Origin of the sequence: Streptomyces sp. BoleA5 (assembly GCF_000373665.1) — a bacterium.
Classification (GTDB): domain Bacteria; phylum Actinomycetota; class Actinomycetes; order Streptomycetales; family Streptomycetaceae; genus Actinacidiphila.
Window position 1 is genome coordinate 13,828 of the sequence record NZ_KB892124.1, and the last position, 15,584, is coordinate 29,411.

13 protein-coding genes are annotated in these 15,584 nt (G+C 74.4%); 7 read left to right on the top strand and 6 right to left on the bottom strand.

Annotation, left to right across the window (positions count from 1 at the left end):
• Positions 1-60 precede the first annotated feature (60 nt).
• Positions 61-2,457 carry a Tex family protein gene (locus B085_RS0129850; protein ID WP_018562274.1) on the top strand — a complete coding sequence of 799 codons (2,397 nt, stop codon included), beginning with the start codon at positions 61-63 and terminating at the stop codon, positions 2,455-2,457.
• Positions 2,458-2,517: 60 nt separating this feature from the next.
• Here B085_RS0129850 and B085_RS51525 read toward each other — a convergent pair whose 3' ends face one another.
• Genes B085_RS51525 through B085_RS0129870 form a run of 4 tightly spaced genes read right to left on the bottom strand, consistent with a single transcriptional unit; the run spans position 2,518 to position 7,620 of the window.
• Positions 2,518-2,877, bottom strand: a complete 360-nt coding sequence (locus tag B085_RS51525; RefSeq protein WP_018562275.1) for an alpha/beta hydrolase — start codon at positions 2,875-2,877, stop codon at positions 2,518-2,520.
• A gap of 10 nt (positions 2,878-2,887) precedes the next feature.
• On the bottom strand, positions 2,888-4,468 hold the full coding sequence (locus B085_RS0129860) for an alpha/beta hydrolase (protein WP_234018695.1): 1,581 nt from the start codon (positions 4,466-4,468) through the stop codon (positions 2,888-2,890).
• Between the two features lie 15 nt (positions 4,469-4,483).
• Positions 4,484-6,010: an alpha/beta hydrolase gene (locus B085_RS0129865; protein WP_018562277.1), complete on the bottom strand. Its 1,527-nt coding sequence runs from the start codon at positions 6,008-6,010 to the stop codon at positions 4,484-4,486.
• 47 nt (positions 6,011-6,057) lie between these two features.
• The gene (locus B085_RS0129870) at positions 6,058-7,620 is read right to left on the bottom strand and encodes an alpha/beta hydrolase (protein ID WP_018562278.1); all 1,563 of its coding nucleotides are present in this window, start codon (positions 7,618-7,620) and stop codon (positions 6,058-6,060) included.
• Between the two features lie 310 nt (positions 7,621-7,930).
• Between B085_RS0129870 and B085_RS0129875 the strand changes: the two genes are divergently transcribed.
• The 5 genes from B085_RS0129875 (at position 7,931) to B085_RS0129895 (ending at position 12,722) form a co-directional block, all read left to right on the top strand.
• Complete coding sequence (locus B085_RS0129875; protein ID WP_018562279.1) at positions 7,931-9,919, top strand: Xaa-Pro dipeptidyl-peptidase; 1,989 nt, start codon at positions 7,931-7,933, stop codon at positions 9,917-9,919.
• 94 nt (positions 9,920-10,013) lie between these two features.
• Entirely contained in the window at positions 10,014-11,357 is a 1,344-nt protein-coding gene (locus B085_RS0129880) for an MFS transporter (RefSeq protein WP_018562280.1), read from the top strand.
• Between the two features lie 440 nt (positions 11,358-11,797).
• Complete coding sequence (locus B085_RS0129885) at positions 11,798-12,187, top strand: hypothetical protein (protein ID WP_158689856.1); 390 nt, start codon at positions 11,798-11,800, stop codon at positions 12,185-12,187.
• Positions 12,188-12,249: 62 nt separating this feature from the next.
• Positions 12,250-12,420: a hypothetical protein gene (locus tag B085_RS49660; protein ID WP_018562282.1), complete on the top strand. Its 171-nt coding sequence runs from the start codon at positions 12,250-12,252 to the stop codon at positions 12,418-12,420.
• Positions 12,421-12,539: 119 nt separating this feature from the next.
• Positions 12,540-12,722 (top strand): hypothetical protein, encoded by a 183-nt coding sequence (locus B085_RS0129895; RefSeq protein ID WP_018562283.1) that lies wholly within the window; start codon positions 12,540-12,542, stop codon positions 12,720-12,722.
• Between the two features lie 24 nt (positions 12,723-12,746).
• Here B085_RS0129895 and B085_RS0129900 read toward each other — a convergent pair whose 3' ends face one another.
• Positions 12,747-13,247, bottom strand: coding sequence for a VOC family protein (locus tag B085_RS0129900; protein WP_018562284.1), 501 nt, complete (start codon positions 13,245-13,247; stop codon positions 12,747-12,749).
• Positions 13,248-13,331: 84 nt separating this feature from the next.
• Between B085_RS0129900 and B085_RS0129905 the strand changes: the two genes are divergently transcribed.
• Positions 13,332-13,874 carry an MOSC domain-containing protein gene (locus B085_RS0129905; protein ID WP_018562285.1) on the top strand — a complete coding sequence of 181 codons (543 nt, stop codon included), beginning with the start codon at positions 13,332-13,334 and terminating at the stop codon, positions 13,872-13,874.
• Positions 13,875-13,876: 2 nt separating this feature from the next.
• Here B085_RS0129905 and B085_RS0129910 read toward each other — a convergent pair whose 3' ends face one another.
• Positions 13,877-15,250: a tannase/feruloyl esterase family alpha/beta hydrolase gene (locus B085_RS0129910; protein ID WP_018562286.1), complete on the bottom strand. Its 1,374-nt coding sequence runs from the start codon at positions 15,248-15,250 to the stop codon at positions 13,877-13,879.
• Positions 15,251-15,584: the final 334 nt, after the last annotated feature.

A 15,584-nucleotide genomic window follows, 5' to 3' on the forward strand; every position in this document is an offset into this window, starting at 1 on the left:
CGGACGGCCGGGCTCCGCAATAATGCACCGGTAGTCCAGCCAGAAAGCAGGTCGCACATCGTGACGACAACGGTCTCGGTCGAGCGCAGGATCGCCGAGGAACTCGGCGTACGGGAAGGTCAGGTCACATCGGCAGTCGAGCTGCTCGACGGCGGCGCGACCGTGCCGTTCGTGGCCCGGTACCGCAAGGAGGCGACGGACGGTCTCGACGACGCCCAGCTGCGGACGCTCGAGGAGCGCCTGCGCTACCTGCGCGAACTGGACGAGCGGCGGGCCGCGATCCTGGAGTCCATCGAGTCCCAGGGCAAGCTCGACGACGCACTGAAGGCGCAGATCCTCGCCGCGGACTCCAAGGCCCGCCTCGAGGACATCTACCTGCCCTACAAGCCCAAGCGGCGCACCAAGGCGCAGATCGCCCGCGAGGCGGGCCTGGAGCCGCTCGCCGACCGCCTCGTCGGTGATCCGTCCCTGGACCCGCAGGCCGAGGCCGCCGGCTTCGTCGACGCCGACAAGGGCGTCGCCGACGCCGCGGCGGCGCTGGAGGGCGCCCGGTCGATCCTCACCGAGCGGTGGTCCGAGGACGCCGACCTCGTCGGTGAACTCCGCACCCGGATGTGGGAGCGGGGCCGGCTCGTCGCCAAGGTGCGCGAGGGCAAGGAGGAGGAGGGCGCGAAGTTCGCGGACTACTTCGACTTCGCCGAGCCGTTCACCAAGCTCCCCTCGCACCGTGTGCTCGCCATGCTGCGCGGCGAGAAGGAGGAGGTCCTCGACCTCACCATGGAGCCGGAGGAGCCCGTCGAGGAGGGCCCCTCCACCTTCGAGCGCAAGATCGCCCACCACTTCGGCATCACCGACCGCGGCCGCCCCGCCGACAAGTGGCTCGGCGACAGCGTGCGCTGGGCCTGGCGCACCCGCTTCCTCGTACGGCTCGGCCTCGACCTGCGCGTCCAGCTGCGCCAGGACGCCGAGGACGAGGCGGTCCGGGTCTTCGCCGCCAACCTGCGCGACCTGCTGCTCGCCGCCCCCGCCGGCACGCGCGCCACCATGGGCCTGGACCCGGGCTTCCGCACCGGCGTCAAGGTGGCCGTGGTCGACGCGACGGGCAAGGTCGTCGCCACCGACACCATCTACCCGCACGTGCCGCGCAACCAGTGGGACGCCTCCATCGCGACGCTCGCCCAGCTCGCCGCCGCGCACAAGGTCGACCTCGTCGCCATCGGCAACGGCACCGCCTCGCGCGAGACCGACAAGCTCGCCGCGGACCTCGTCAAGCGCCACCCGGAGCTGAAGCTCACCAAGGCCGTCGTCTCGGAGGCCGGCGCCTCGGTGTACTCCGCCTCCGCCTACGCCTCGGCCGAGCTGCCCGACCTCGACGTGTCGCTGCGGGGCGCGGTCTCCATCGCCCGCCGCCTCCAGGACCCGCTCGCCGAACTCGTCAAGATCGACCCCAAGTCGATCGGCGTCGGCCAGTACCAGCACGACCTGTCCGAGGTGAAGCTCTCGCGCTCGCTCGACGCGGTCGTCGAGGACTGTGTGAACGGCGTCGGCGTCGACGTCAACACCGCCTCCGTGCCGCTGCTGCGCCGGGTCTCCGGGATCACCGAGAGCCTGGCCGCCAACATCGTCGCCCACCGGGACACCAATGGCCCGTTCCGCCGGCGCACCGCCCTGAAGGACGTGGCCCGGCTCGGCCCGAAGGCGTACGAGCAGTGCGCCGGCTTCCTGCGGATCCCCGACGGCGACGACCCGCTGGACGCCTCCAGCGTGCACCCCGAGTCCTATCCCGTCGTACGGCGCATGAGCACGGCGGCGGGCACCGACATCAAGGCGCTCATCGGCAACTCCACGGTGCTGCGGGGGCTGAGGCCGCAGGAGTTCGTCGACGACACCTTCGGTCTGCCGACCGTCAGCGACATCCTGTCCGAACTGGAGAAGCCCGGACGCGACCCGCGGCCCGCCTTCAAGACCGCCGCCTTCAAGGAGGGCGTGGAGGAGCTCAAGCACCTCGAGCCCGGCATGGTCCTGGAAGGCGTCGTCACCAATGTCGCGGCGTTCGGCGCCTTCGTGGACGTCGGTGTCCACCAGGACGGTCTGGTGCACGTCTCGGCGATGTCCAGGAACTTCGTGAGCGACCCCCGCGAGGTCGTCAAGCCCGGCGACATCGTCCGCGTCAAGGTGCTCGACGTCGACATCCCGCGCAAGCGCATCTCCCTCACCCTGCGCCTGGAGGACGAGGCGGGCGCGGCCAAGGGCAACGCCGGCGGCGGCCGCCAGGAGCGCGGTCAGCGCCCCGAACGCCAGGAGCGCGGCCCCCGTCCCGACCGCCGGGGCGGCAACCCGCCCCGCCAGTCCCGGGGCGACCGTGACCGCCCGGCCCCCGGCGGTGCCATGGCCGACGCCCTGCGCCGTGCCGGGCTCGACAAGGGACTCGGCGGAGGCAACGGCCGCCGCGGCTGAGCCGGCCGACGCGAGGCGCGCCCCCCCCGGCCGTACGGGGGAGCGCGCCTCGGCGGGGCCTCAGGGGCAGACGGTGCCCGCGGGCGGGAGCCCGCCGCCGAGCAGGTACCGGTCGACCACGGCGTCGACGCAGGCACTTCCAGGCTGAAGGTAGGCGGTGTGCCCGTCGCCGTCCCAGATGAGCAGCCGGGCCGAGGGGAACAGCCGGGTGAGCGCCTGCGCCCAGGAGTACGGGGTGGTCGGGTCGCGCAGGGTGCCGACGACCAGGATCGGCGCGGTGGACGGGGCCGGGCCGCGGCCGCGCGTCGTCGTCGCCTCCCGGGCCCGTGGCCGGTGTGCCTGACTGCGTCCATCGTCCTGCCTTTCCCATGTCGTGCGAAGTGGCGTGTGCCGAAGTGGTGCGCGGCGCTCGTCCCCCACGCGGTGCCCGTCAGCGGCATACGGTGCCGTCCGCCGGGAGCCGGCCGTGCAGGAGGTAGTCGTCGACGGCGGTGTCGACGCAGCGGCTGCCCTGCTGGTAGGCGGTGTGCCCGTCGCCGTCCCAGGTCAGGAGCCGGCCGGAGGAGAGCTGGCGGGCCAGGGCCCGGGCCTGGTCGTAGGGGGTGGCGGGGTCGCGGGTGGTGCCGACGACGAGGATGGGCGGGGCGCCGCGGGCGCTGATGCGGTGCGGCACCTGGGTCGGCCGGGCCGGCCAGTGGGCGCACATCGGGAGGAACCCGGCGTAGTAGGCGCCGAACTGGGGTGCCGCACGGCGGAACTCGGGCACGGCCGCACGCGTCTGCGCGTCGGTCGAGCGCGGACCCAGCGCGGAGCTCAGGCAGTTGATCGCCGCCAGGGACTGCTCACCCGGTCCTCCGGCGTCGTCCGTACCGAGGAGCAGCCGCCGGGTGGCGGCGTCGCCCGCCTGCACCTCGCGGAGCAGGGAGCGCAGTCCGCCCCATGCCGGCGTCGCGAGTGCCGAGGTGACCGCGGTGAGCAGATCGTCGCCGGTGGCCGGGACACCGCGGCCGTCCCCTTCGCGGGAGGCTTCGTCGAGTTCGGCGACCAGGTCGTCCAGGACGCGCCCCGCGTCCCGGAGCGAACCGCCGACCGGGCAGCCGGGGCGGGGGACGCAGTCGGCGGCGAAGGCCTCCCAGGCCACCTGGTAGCCGCGCGCCATGCCCAGGGTGGCGCGGAAGGCGTCCATGCCGGGGTCGACGGCGCCGTCGAGGACCATGCGGCCGACGCGGGAGGGGAAGAGCTCCGCGTAGGTGGCCCCCAGATAGCTTCCGTAGGAGTACCCGAGGAAGCCCAGCCGGTCGTCGCCGAGCAGCGCCCGTACGACGTCCATGTCCCGGGCGGCGTCTGGGGTGCCGACGTGGGGCAGGAGCCGGCCGGCGGTCCGCGCGCACGCACCGGCGATCAGCGCGAAGCCCGACCCGGGCCCCACGGCGTCCCCCTCGGCCTCGAGGGCGGCCGGCGAGGTGCCCGTCCCGCAGTCGACCGGGTCGCTGCGCCCCACGCCCCGGGGGTCGACGCCGACGAGGTCGTACGCGGCGCGTAGCGCGGGGGAGAAGCCGTCGGCGAAGGACAGGACGTCGTCGACCGCCGACACCCCGGGTCCGCCGGGATTGAGCAGCAGCGAGCCGAGCCGGGCCGCGCGCGGCCCGGTGGCCGGGTGGCGGACGACCGCCAGCCGGATGTCGCCGCGCTCCGGATGGGTGTAGTCCAGCGGCACCGTCACCGAGGTGCACCGGAACGACGCCGCTTCCCGGCAGGGCCGCCAGTCCAGTCGCTGCCGGTAGTAGCGCGACACGTCCGGCGCCGCCGCCGCCGAGGCGGCCACGGACGCCGCCGCCGAGGCGGCGGAGCCGACCGGAGTGGGCGCGGTCGCGGCCGCGGCCGCGGACCGCTTGGCTCCCGCCGGCCGGTGCGGGCGCTGTGGTGAACAGGCCGTCAGCACCAGGCAGGTGCTCAGCAGCCCGGCCGCGACGCGCCCGCGCCTGCCGGACAGGACACCCGTGGCCCGCACGGCGGCCACCGCCCGTCAGACGCAGACCGTGCCGGAGGGTGGTGTCCGGCCTTGTGTCAGGTAGGTGTCGACAGCGCTCTCTATGCAGGTGCTGCCCTGGTGGTACGCGGTGTGCCCGTCGCCGTCCCAGGTGAGGAGCCGCCCGGAGGAGAGCTGTCCGGCGAGGGCCCGCGCCCAGGGGTACGGGGTGGCCGGGTCACGCAGGGTGCCCACGACCAGGATCGGCGCCGCGCCGGCCGCGGTGATCCGGTGCGCGGACTGGTCCGGACGGACGGGCCATTGGGTGCACATCGGCAGGGTCCCGGCGTAGTACTCGCCGAACTGCGGGGCGGCCCGGCGGAATTCGGGCAGCGCCGCCTCCGCCTGGGCGACGGTCGACCACGTTCCCAGCGTGGAACTCAGACACGACACGGCGTAGTACGACTGGTCGCCCGGGTCGGTCTCCTCGTCCGCGCCCACGAGCGACTGAACCGCCGTGGTGTCACCGGCCCGCAACTGCGCGAGCGCGGCGCGCAGCGCCTCCCAGGCCGGGGCCCGCAGGGCGACGACCACCGCCGCGAGGACGGAGTCTCCCGTGACGGCGATGTCCTTGCCCTGCCGAAGGGGCGTGCGGTTCGCCTTCGCCACCAGGGAGTTCAGGATGCGGTCGGCCTCCTGGACCGAGTGCCCGACGGGGCAGCCGGGCCGGGTGGCGCAGTCGGCGGCGAAGGACTTCCAGGCGACCTCGTAGCCCCGGGCCTGTCCGATCGTGAACTCGTACCCGTCCAGGGAGGGGTCGACGGCGCCGTCGAGGACCATGCGGCCGACGCGGGTGGGGAACAGCTCGGCATAGGTGGCGCCGAGGTAGGTGCCGTACGAGAAACCCACGTAGTGGAGCCGCTCGTCGCCCAGCACGGCGCGTACGACGTCCATGTCGCGGGCGGCGTCCAGGGTGCCCACGTGCGGCAGCAACCGCCCCGCGTGGCGGCGGCATTCGGCCGCCACCTGCGCGTAGGCGGCGGCCGAGGCGCCGATGTCCGCCCTGCGCGCACCGGGGTCCGGGGCCGCCGCGGTGGTCTCGGTGGCGCAGTCCACCGGGGTGCTGGCGCCGACACCGCGCGGGTCGACCGCGACCAGGTCGTACGCGGCGCGCACCGCGGGGGAGAAGGAGTCGGCGTTGCCGAGGAGGTAGGCGATCGCGGACGAGCCCGGTCCGCCCGGGTTCATCTGCAGCGAGCCGACGCGGGCGGCGCCGTTCCCGGTGGCCTTCTGGCGTATCGCGGCCAGGGTGATCTCGCCGCCCGCGGGGCGGTCGTAGTCCAGTGGCACCTCGATGGTGGCGCACTGGAACGACGGCACCTCGGCGCAGGCCTTCCAGACCGGCTTCTGCCCGTAGTAGCGCGCCAGTTCCGCCGGTCCGGAGGTGGCGGCACCTCCTGCGGGCGCCGCCGGTGCCCCGGCCGGCGTCTGCCGGAGGTCGCCCGCCGCGCACGCGGTGAGCAGCAGCGCGCAGCTGCCGAGCACGGCGACGAAGCCGTGGAGCCTGCGTCGGGGTGCGTTCATGGCCACGCCTTTCTGTGCGCCGCGCGGAGCGCGGGGCGGGTGGTCAGTCAGCGGCAGACCGCGCCGGTGGGCGGGAGCAGACCGTGCAGCAGGTAGTCGTCGACGGCGGTGTCGACGCAGCGGCTGCCGCGCTGGTAGGCGGTGTGCCCGTCGCCGTCCCAGGTCAGGAGCCGGCCGGAGGAGAGCTGGCGGGCCAGGGCCCGGGCCTGGTCGTAGGGGGTGGCGGGGTCACGGGTGGTGCCGAGCACGAGGATGGGCCCGGCGCCGCGGGCGCTGACGCGGCGCGGGAGTTGCGTGGGCCGCGCGGGCCAGTGGGCGCACGTCGACAGGTCCTCGTTGTAGAACGCGCCGAACTGGGGCGAGGCCCGCCGGAACTCGGGCAGCGCCGCGAGCGTCTGGGCCGGGGTCGAGCGCGATTCGAGCGCGGAACTCAGGCAGTTGACGGCCGTCATGGACTCGTCGCCGGGCGCGTCGTCCTCCGAGCCCACGAGTTCCCGCAGCACACCGGTGTCGCCGGACCGCACACCGTCGAGCAGCGAGCGCAGCGTCTCCCAGTCGGGCGCGCGCAGCGCGGTGACGACCGCGCCGAGCAGGGCCTCGCCGTCGAGACGGTCGTCCTTGCCCTGCCGAAGGGGCGCGCGGTCGAGCGCGGCGACCAGCGCGTCCAGGGTCCGGCCCGCCTCCTTGACGGAGCGGCCGACCGGGCAGTGTCCGCGGCGGGCGCAGTCGTCGGCGAAGGACTCCCAGGCGATCTGGTACCCGCGGGCCTGGTTGAGGTAGGCGTGGTAGCCGTCCATGGCCGGGTCCACGGCGCCGTCCAGGACGAACCGGCCGACGCGGGAGGGGAAGAGCTCGGCGTAGGTGGCGCCCAGGTAGGTGCCGTAGGAGAAGCCGAGGAAGTGCAGGCGGTCCTCGCCCAGTACGGCGCGTACGACGTCCATGTCGCGGGCGGCGTCGAGGGTGCCCACGTGCGGCAGCAGCCGCCCGGCGCGCCGGGCGCAGTCCGCGGCGACCTCCGCGTGGTAGTCGGCCCAGGTGTCGATGATCGCGGCCTCGTCCGAGGACGGCGCACCGCGCGTCCCGGTGCCCGGAAGGCCGGTGGCACCGCACTCCACCGGCGTGCTGTGCCCGACGCCGCGCGGGTCGACCGCGACCAGGTCGTACGCGGCGCGCAGGGACGGGGAGTAGCTGTCGGCGTAGGCCAGCAGGTCGTCGACGGCGGAGAGACCGGGCCCGCCGGGGTTGATCTGGAGCGCGCCGATGCGCGCCGCCCCGCGGCCGGTGGCGGGCCTGCGGATGGCGGACAGCGCGATGTCGCCCGCCTCCGGGTGCGCGTAGTCGCGCGGCACCCTGAGGCTCGCGCACTGGAACGACCGTTCGGGGCAGTGCCTCCAGCGCGGGTCCTGCGTGTAGTAGCGCCGCAGGTCCACGCGGATCGGGGCGTCGGACGCACTCGCGGAGGCCGTCCCGGAGGGGACGGGCCCGGCGGTCCCGCCCGGGTGCGTCACGGCGGTGCACGTGGCGAGCAGCAGCCCGAACGCGACCAGCACGACGAGCGTGCAGAGCAGGCCGCGCCAGGGTATTCGGCCCGAGGCCGGGACAGCTTTCATCGCCACGCCTTCGTTTCCGCCCGTTGGGAGACGCGGGGCCGGTCGGCATCGGTGAGCGGCCGCGGGGACGGGTCCGGGCGCCACTCCCCGGCAGGGAGCGGTCACGCCGTCGCCCCCGCCCTTCGACTGCGTAACCAGGTCATCACAGATCGTGTGCGGGGGATCGCCGGGCTGAGCCGAACGCGTGAACCCGGCGCGCGGCCCCTGTGCCGCTCCGCGTCACAAGTGCCAAGGCGCCCCCGCAAGTTGTCCGGTATCGCTCTGGCACCAGGGGCGGGGCCGCGGCTAGCGTCCGCGGGTGCCTTCACCCATGCGCACCACCAGCCCCCGTACCGACCGCATCCGCATACGAACGACCTCCCTGGTGGCGACCGTGATCGCCGCCCTCGCAGCCGTCCTCCTCCCGGTCGCCACCGTGCAGGCCGCCTCCGCCGCTGGCACCGTCCGCCACGGGCTGAGCCGGCCGGACTACTCGTACGCCGACGCCGTCCGCGAGGCGGTCTGGGTCGAGACGGGCCGCGACGACGACGGCGACGGCCGCACCGACCGGGTCGCCGCCGACATCGTGCGGCCCCGCGAGCCCGCGGCCGCCGGCCGCAAGGTCCCGGTGATCATGGACGCGAGCCCTTACTACTCCTGCTGCGGACGCGGCAACGAGGGCCAGTCGAAGACCTACGACGACCAGGGCCGCATGGTCCAGGCCCCGTTGTACTACGACAACTACTTCGTCCCGCGCGGCTACGCCGTCGTCCTGGTCGACCTGGCCGGCACCAACCGCTCCGACGGCTGCGTGGACGTCGGCGGCCCCTCCGACATCGGCTCGGCCAAGGCAGTGATCGACTGGCTGAACGGCCGGGCCAAGGGCTACACCTCCCGCACCGGCTCCCGGCCCGCGAGCGCCCGCTGGTCCACCGGCGACGTCGGCATGATCGGCAAGAGCTGGGACGGGACGATCGCCAACGGCGTCGCCGCGACCGGGGTGCGCGGCCTGCGCACCATCGTGCCGATCAGCGCCATCAGCTCCTGGTACGACTACTACTTCCAGCAGGGTGCCGCCCTCTACGACTCCGGCCCCGACTGGCTGTCGGGCTACGTCGAGAGCCCGGACGCCCGCGCCCGCTGCGCCGCCGTGCAGCAGCGCATCGTCGACGGGGCGCCCCGCAGCGGCGACTGGACGAGGTTCTGGAGCGAACGCGACTACACCAAGGACGCCGGGAAGGTCCGCGCCAGCGTCTTCGCCGTCCACGGCATGCAGGACCTCAACGTCCGCACCAAGCACTTCGGCCAGTGGTGGGACGCGCTGGCCGCGCACGGCGTGGAACGCAAGGTGTGGCTGTCGCAGACCGGCCACGTCGACCCCTTCGACTTCCGGCGCGACGCATGGGTGTCCGCCCTGCACCGCTGGTTCGACCACTACCTGCTGGGCGTGCGCAACGGCGTGGAGCGCGAGCCCGGCGCCGACGTCGAACGCGCCCCCGACCAGTGGACGACCGACCGCTCCTGGCCGCCCGCCGGCACCGAACCCACCCGGCTGAACCTGCGCCCCGGCGCCGTCCCCGGCCAGGGCGGCCTGAGCACCGCGCCCGCCGTGCCCGGCAGCACCGCGGCCTTCACCGACACGCCGCAGGAGTGGGAGGAGGACTGGGCCGCCGGGGCGGACACCCCGAGCGACTCCAGGGCCGTCTTCACCACCGGCACCCTCAAGCGCGACCTGAGGCTGTCCGGCAGCGGGACGGTCACCGTCACCGCGTCCTCGTCGACCACCAGCGCGCACCTCTCGGCGGTCCTGGTCGACCTCGGCCCTGACACCGTCCGGGACTTCCTGGGCGCCAAGGAGGGCATCCTCGACCTGGCCACGAGCTCGTGCTGGGGCGAGAGCACGGAGGGCGACAGCGCCTGCTTCCGCGACACGGCCACCGACGCGGCCGACGTCACCCACACCGTGGTGAGCCGCGGCTGGGCCGACCTAGGGCACGCCGCCTCCGCGTGGCACGGGCGACCGCTCGTCCCGGGCCGGGCCTACACGGCCACCGTCACCCTGGCGGCCACCGACCACGTCGTCCCGGCCGGGCACCGGCTCGCGCTGATCGTCGCCGGCACCGACGGGGGAATGGTCGAGCCCCCCGACACCATCCCCACCGTCACCCTCGACCTGGCCCGCTCGCGTGCCCTGCTGCCGCTCGTCGGTGGAGCGCGCGGCCTCTCCGCCGCTGCCCCGCACGCGTCCGCCGCACAGCGCGTCGCGGACGTCCCGCCTGCCCCGCGCCGCACCTCGACCACGGTCCCCGCGGGGCGCTGATACAGGCCCTGCCCGTCCGCCCTCACGACCGGTGAGGGCGGACGGGTAGTGTCAGCGGGTCAGCGATAGTTGTACGAGGAAGCAAACAGCACCCGTGGACAGCAGCAAGAAGACCGCCGAGGACGCCCCCGCCGACGAACCCACCGCGGACCGCGTCACGGCGGCCGGCACAGCCGCCGCAGAGGACAGCAGCACCCGCCGGCGACGCTGGCTCATGGACACCCGCCCCCTGCGCCACCCCGCCTACCGCCGCCTGTGGAGCTCCACCACCGTGACCGCCGTGGGCAGCCAGCTCACCGCCGTCGCTGTGCCCAAGCAGATCTACGACATCACCGGCTCGTCCGCGTGGGTCGGCTACTCCAGCCTCGCCGGGCTTGTCCCGCTGGTGGTGTTCGCCCTGTGGGGCGGGGCCGTCGCCGACAGCGTGGACCGGCGCAAGCTGATGCTGCTCACGAACATCGCCATCGCCGTCACCTCGCTGCTCTTCTGGGTGCAGGCCTTCGCGGGCGCGCACTCCGTCTGGCTGCTCATGGTGCTGCTCGCCGCCCAGCAGGCGGCGGCCGGCATGAACGCCCCCGCGCGCAGCGCCGCCATCGCCCGCCTGGTGCCCGCCGAGGAACTGCCCGCCGCCATCGCCCTCGGCTCGACCGTCATGCAGACCGGCCTGATCGTCGGCCCGCTGCTCGCCGGCGTCCTCATACCCGTCATCGGCCTGGCCGACCTCTACCTCATCGACGCGATCGCCCTCACCGCGACCGTGTGGGCGGTGTGGCGGCTGCCCGCGCTGCCGCCCCTGGAGGCGAACGGGGCGCCCGTCGCCCGGCGCGGCGGCTGGCGCGAGGTCGGCGCCGGCTTCCGCTACATCACCGCGCAGCGCATCCTTCTGCTGTCCTTCCTCGCCGACATCGTCGCCATGGTCTTCGGCATGCCGCGCGCCCTGTTCCCCCAGCTCGCCCACACCACCTACGCCTCCTGGAACGAGGGCTTCGCACTCGGCCTGCTGTACGCGGCCATCCCCATCGGCGCCGTCGCCGGGGGACTGTTCTCGGGCACGTTCTCCCGCGCGAAGCGCCACGGCCTGATGGTCGTCATCGCGGTCTGCGGCTGGGGCGCCGCGATCACCGGACTGGGGCTCAGCGGCAGCCTGTGGTGGGCCGCGGGATTCCTGGCGCTGGCCGGGTTCGCGGACATGGTCTCGATGGTGTTCCGCAGCGCCATCCTGCAGTCGGTCGCGACCGACGACATGCGCGGGCGCATGCAAGGCGTCTTCACCGTGGTGGTCGCGGGCGGGCCCCGGCTGGCCGACCTCCTCCACGGCACGGCCGGCTCCGCGTTCGGGACGCGCGGCGCGGTCGCCGTGGGCGGTGTGCTCGTCGTGGTCGTGATGCTGGGCCTCGCGGCGGCGTTCCCCGTCTTCACCCGGTACCGGGGGGCCTGAGCCGGGGGAGTGGTGCCGAGCGCCCCGTCTCCGCTGTGGCGGTTCCCGGCGGCGACCCGGCCGCCGCCCCGTCCCGGTCGGGCACACGGGGGGCGGGGGCACGTCCGCGAGGTTCCGGGCGGAGTGCCGCCCCTGATCGTACCGGGCGCGACGTGCGGGGCGGTCGAGGGGGCCGCCTGGCGCGCCGCGGCTGTGCGTGTCCGGGGCGCGCCTCCCGCGGCCCGGTGGTTGTGTGCGGGTCCGTTGCGCCTGCGGCGGGCGGGGGAACCGCCCGCCGCAGGCGCGAACAACCCGCACCCGACAACGGACCGCAACCACAACGTCCCGCCCCCCGGATTGCGCCCCCCGGATGAACACGTGAGCCGATCAGCGTAGCGCCCCACGGGGTTCCCGTACGCGGCCGGTTAAGAGTGGGGTGTACGCATCCGGAGGAGCAGCGCATGCCGCATGCCGCAGCGGGACGTCCCCGTCGGGCCCCCGCAGGGCCCGCAGGGGCCGCGGTCGGGCTTTTCGCGGCGCTCGTGTGCCTGCTCCACGCGCTGTGCGCACCCGGGGTCGCGGCCCTGCAGTCGCCGGAGCCGACGGTGTCCGTGGCCGTCGCCACGGACGACCGGGGCAAGCAGACACACCACCTCCCGGCGAGCGTCGGGCGGCGGACCGCCCCGCAGGCCGGCCCCCAGCAGCGGGCCGGCACCGTCCAGGGCCACGCGGCGGACGCGGTCCACGACACCTGCCCCCCTGACCCCGTCGGGGCCGCGCTTCGCGGTCCCGCCCGGCATGTCGCCCCCGCGGGAAGACCGGAACACCTGCACCTCGTCCTGCGCTGCTGACGGGCCCTGCGTTCGCGGCCCCACACCCGTCAGCAGGACGAACCCCGCAGGAGGACCCCGCCATGCCCGTGGACATCTACGCGGCCCTGGGCGCGCTCGTGCGCGCCGAGGCCGCCCGTGACCGGGAACGGCCGGCCGCCGCCGACCGTCAGGAGACCACCCCCGAGTGCGCGACGGCGCCGGACGCGCCCGCGCAGGAACCCAGGGAACTGACCGAACGCCACCACGAGTGAGACCCGCCGGCCGCGCCCTGCCCGGCACCGGGCAGGGCGCGCCGTACGGGGGAACCGTCGCGCGTGATGCCGCGTTTACCCCAGTGAGTGCGGCACGTGCCGCAGACGGAGGCGGGAAGATGTCCAATCGCGCGAAGGTCGCCGTCGGCGGCGTGGCCGTCGGCCTGATCCTGTTGTGGGTGCTGCCGGCCTGGCTGGCGGTGCTGATCATCGTGGGCGTCCCCGTGGCCGCCTACCTCACCCTGGACCCTTCCCAGCGGCGCAGGCTGCGCCGGTCCGGCAGGCGCCAGATCGGCAAGTGACGAAGCGCGGGCCGCGATCGTCCCTCAGGTGGCGGAGCCCGCGGCCGCACCGGTGCCGAGGTCGGGGCCCCAGCGGTCGAGCGATGCCTGCAGGTCGAGGGGGAGGGGGCGGGTCACTTCCTGCCCCCGCGGCCAGTCCTCGCGGGGGACGCGCCACATGACCTCGAACTCGTTGCCGTCCGGGTCCTTGGCGTACAGCGACTTCGACACGAGGTGGTCGCTGGAGCCGACGAGCGCGTCGCGCTCGGTGAGCAGCCGGGCGGTGTCGGCCAGTTCGCGGAGTGTGCCGACCTCCCAGGCCAGGTGGTAGAGCCCGACGCGGCCCTGTTCGGGGCCGGGTGCGTCCGGGCCGATGACGAACAGCCCGAGGTCGTGGTCGTTGAGGGTGTCCTCGGCCCTCAGGAAGGCGGCGCGGCCGGGGATCTCCGCGGCCACCTCGAAGCCGAACACGGCGGTGTAGAACTCGACGGACCGGGCGACGTCGCGGATGTAGAGGACTGCGTGGTTCAGACGGCGAACAGGCATGACCTCAGGCTACGCCGCCATCATTGAAACTTCAATGAAATCTTTCGTTAGACTGACTGGGCGTTCGACCGACCGAGGGGGAGCATGACCGCGACCGTGACCGCCGTCAGCCGTGACGAGGGACATCACTTCAGCAAGCCCGTCCGCGACAGGATCCGCCTGCTGGCGGGACTCGGCGTGGAGGGCGACGCCCACCTCGGGGTGACGGTGCAGCACCGTTCGCGGGTGGCCCAGGACCCGACGCAGCCCAACCTGCGCCAGGTCCACCTGATCCACGGCGAACTCCACGACGAGTTGCGCACGTCAGGCTTCGAGGTCGCCCCCGGCGAGCTCGGCGAGAACGTCACCACGCGCGGTGTCGACCTGCTGGGCCTGCCCGTCGGGACCCGGCTGCGGCTCGGCGATCAGGCCGTCGTCGAGGTGACCGGGCTGCGCAACCCCTGCCTGCAGATCGACGGCTTCCGGCAGGGCCTGCTCAAGCAGGTCGTCGGCCGGGACGAACACGGCGCTGTCGTGCGCAAGGGCGGGATCATGGGCGTCGTCCTGCACGGCGGGGAGGTGCGGCCCGGCGACCCGATCGCCGTCGAGCTCCCCGACGGGCCGCACCGTCCGCTCGAGCGGGTCTGAGCTCAGGTCAGCGGGCAGGAGTCGACCACGTCCCCGGTCGCCGGCCGGGGCACCGTGCGGTCGGCGGGCGGGGTGCGGCCGTGCTCCACCCATGAGGTCAGCACGTCGAACGCGGCCCGGTAGCAGGGCAGGATCGGGCGCAGCCGGTCCGGATACGTGTCGTACAGGCCGTCGACGTGGTTGCCGCCCTCGATCGTGTAGTAGCGGTGCAGCCCACCCCGGCCCGCGGAGTCGATCATGCGGTCGTAGACGTCCGAGTCGGTCGCGATCGGCAGCAGCGTGTCAAGGGTGCCGTGCAGGGTGATCATCGGTTTGCCGATGCGCCCCGTGAGCGACACGCGGCCCACGGCCCGGTGCACGGCGGCCGGGCGCGCCGCGTAGTCGTAGTCGGCGTCCGACGCGCAGGGCGCCAGGATCTCCGGCACGGTCGTACCCGCGCTCGCACCCGGACAGGCGGGGTCGTACGAGGGGTCGAACAACGCGCGGTACACCTTCTGCGTCAGGCCCCAGTAGGCCTGCTGGTGGTAGGCCCACAGGAACTCCGAGCCCGGCGCGAAGCCCGCCGCCAGCAGGTCGGCGTCGCCGGCCCGGCCCAGGGAGCGGGCCACGGTGACCGGCAGTGAGGTCAGCAGGTTGGGGCCGTCCGCCGTCCAGAGCGTGCCCTCCCAGTCCACGCCGCCGTCGTAGAGCGCCGGGTGGTGCTCCAGCTGCCAGCGGGTGAGGTAGCCCCCGTTGGAGATGCCGGTCATGTAGGTACGGTGCGGCGTGCGGCCGTAGCGCGAGGCCACCGCCGCCTTCGCGGCCACCGTGAGCTGGGTCGTGCGCCGGTTCCACTCGGCCATCGCGTCACCCGGGCGGCGGCCGTCGGTGTAGAAGTCCGGCCCGCTGTTGCCCTTGTCTGTGGAGGCGAACGCGTACCCCCGGGCGATCGCCCAGTCGGAGATCAGGACGTCGAGCGAGTACTGCTTGCGGGTGCCGGGCGCGCCGGTCACGATCAGGCCACCGTTCCAGCGGTCCGGCAGCCGCAGCACGAACTGGGCGTCGTGCCGCCAGCCGTGCGTGGTGTTGAAGCCCGAGGTGTCGGGGAAGTAGCCGTCGACCTGCACTCCCGGCACGCCGGACGGGCGGGTGGTGCCGGCCGCCGCCAGACCCGCCTGGTCGGCGGTGTCGGTGTACGCGCTGCCCGCCAGCGCGGTGGTCGTCATGTCGGCCAGGCAGGCCTTCTGCTGGTGCTCGGCGCCGGGCACGGCGACCCGGTCCAGCCGGGCGCAGTGCCCCGCCGCACCCGAGGCCGCCTCCGCACCGGCGGGGACCGCGGCCGCGCCGAGCGCGAGCAGTGCGGCGGCGAGCAGGGGGACGCCTCTCCAGGGGCGCATGGGGAGCCTCCATTTGCACGTCGGGGATGGCTGCCGCCACATCGTGGCCCGTCCGTCACCGCAGCGGCCATGGCGTCGCCCCACGCCCGTGGCGCCCGGCTCATGGGGCCGCGTGACATGCGTCACCGACGACGATGACGCTGCGCAGTACCCTTGGCCCATGCTCTTGCTCGTGCGCCGCCGTCATGTGGACTTCGTCCGCGTCACGAGCATGTCCTGTCGCCGCAGCGGCTGATCCGACCCCGCCCCCTTCTCCCACTCGGCCCGCGACGCCGCCCCACCAGGGCCCCGCCGCGCAGCGTCCGGTCACCACCGGCGTGCCGGGTCCTCACCC

Coding starts and splice junctions, on each gene's coding strand:
- B085_RS49660 (WP_018562282.1), top strand. CDS start 12,250: ATGCCCGTGGACATCTACGCGGCCCTGGGCGCGCTCGTGCGCGCCGAG.
- B085_RS0129870 (WP_018562278.1), bottom strand. CDS start 7,620: ATGAAAGCTGTCCCGGCCTCGGGCCGAATACCCTGGCGCGGCCTGCTC.
- B085_RS0129865 (WP_018562277.1), bottom strand. CDS start 6,010: ATGAACGCACCCCGACGCAGGCTCCACGGCTTCGTCGCCGTGCTCGGC.
- B085_RS0129900 (WP_018562284.1), bottom strand. CDS start 13,247: ATGCCTGTTCGCCGTCTGAACCACGCAGTCCTCTACATCCGCGACGTC.
- B085_RS0129895 (WP_018562283.1), top strand. CDS start 12,540: ATGTCCAATCGCGCGAAGGTCGCCGTCGGCGGCGTGGCCGTCGGCCTG.
- B085_RS0129910 (WP_018562286.1), bottom strand. CDS start 15,250: ATGCGCCCCTGGAGAGGCGTCCCCCTGCTCGCCGCCGCACTGCTCGCG.
- B085_RS0129875 (WP_018562279.1), top strand. CDS start 7,931: ATGCGCACCACCAGCCCCCGTACCGACCGCATCCGCATACGAACGACC.
- B085_RS0129885 (WP_158689856.1), top strand. CDS start 11,798: ATGCCGCATGCCGCAGCGGGACGTCCCCGTCGGGCCCCCGCAGGGCCC.
- B085_RS0129905 (WP_018562285.1), top strand. CDS start 13,332: ATGACCGCGACCGTGACCGCCGTCAGCCGTGACGAGGGACATCACTTC.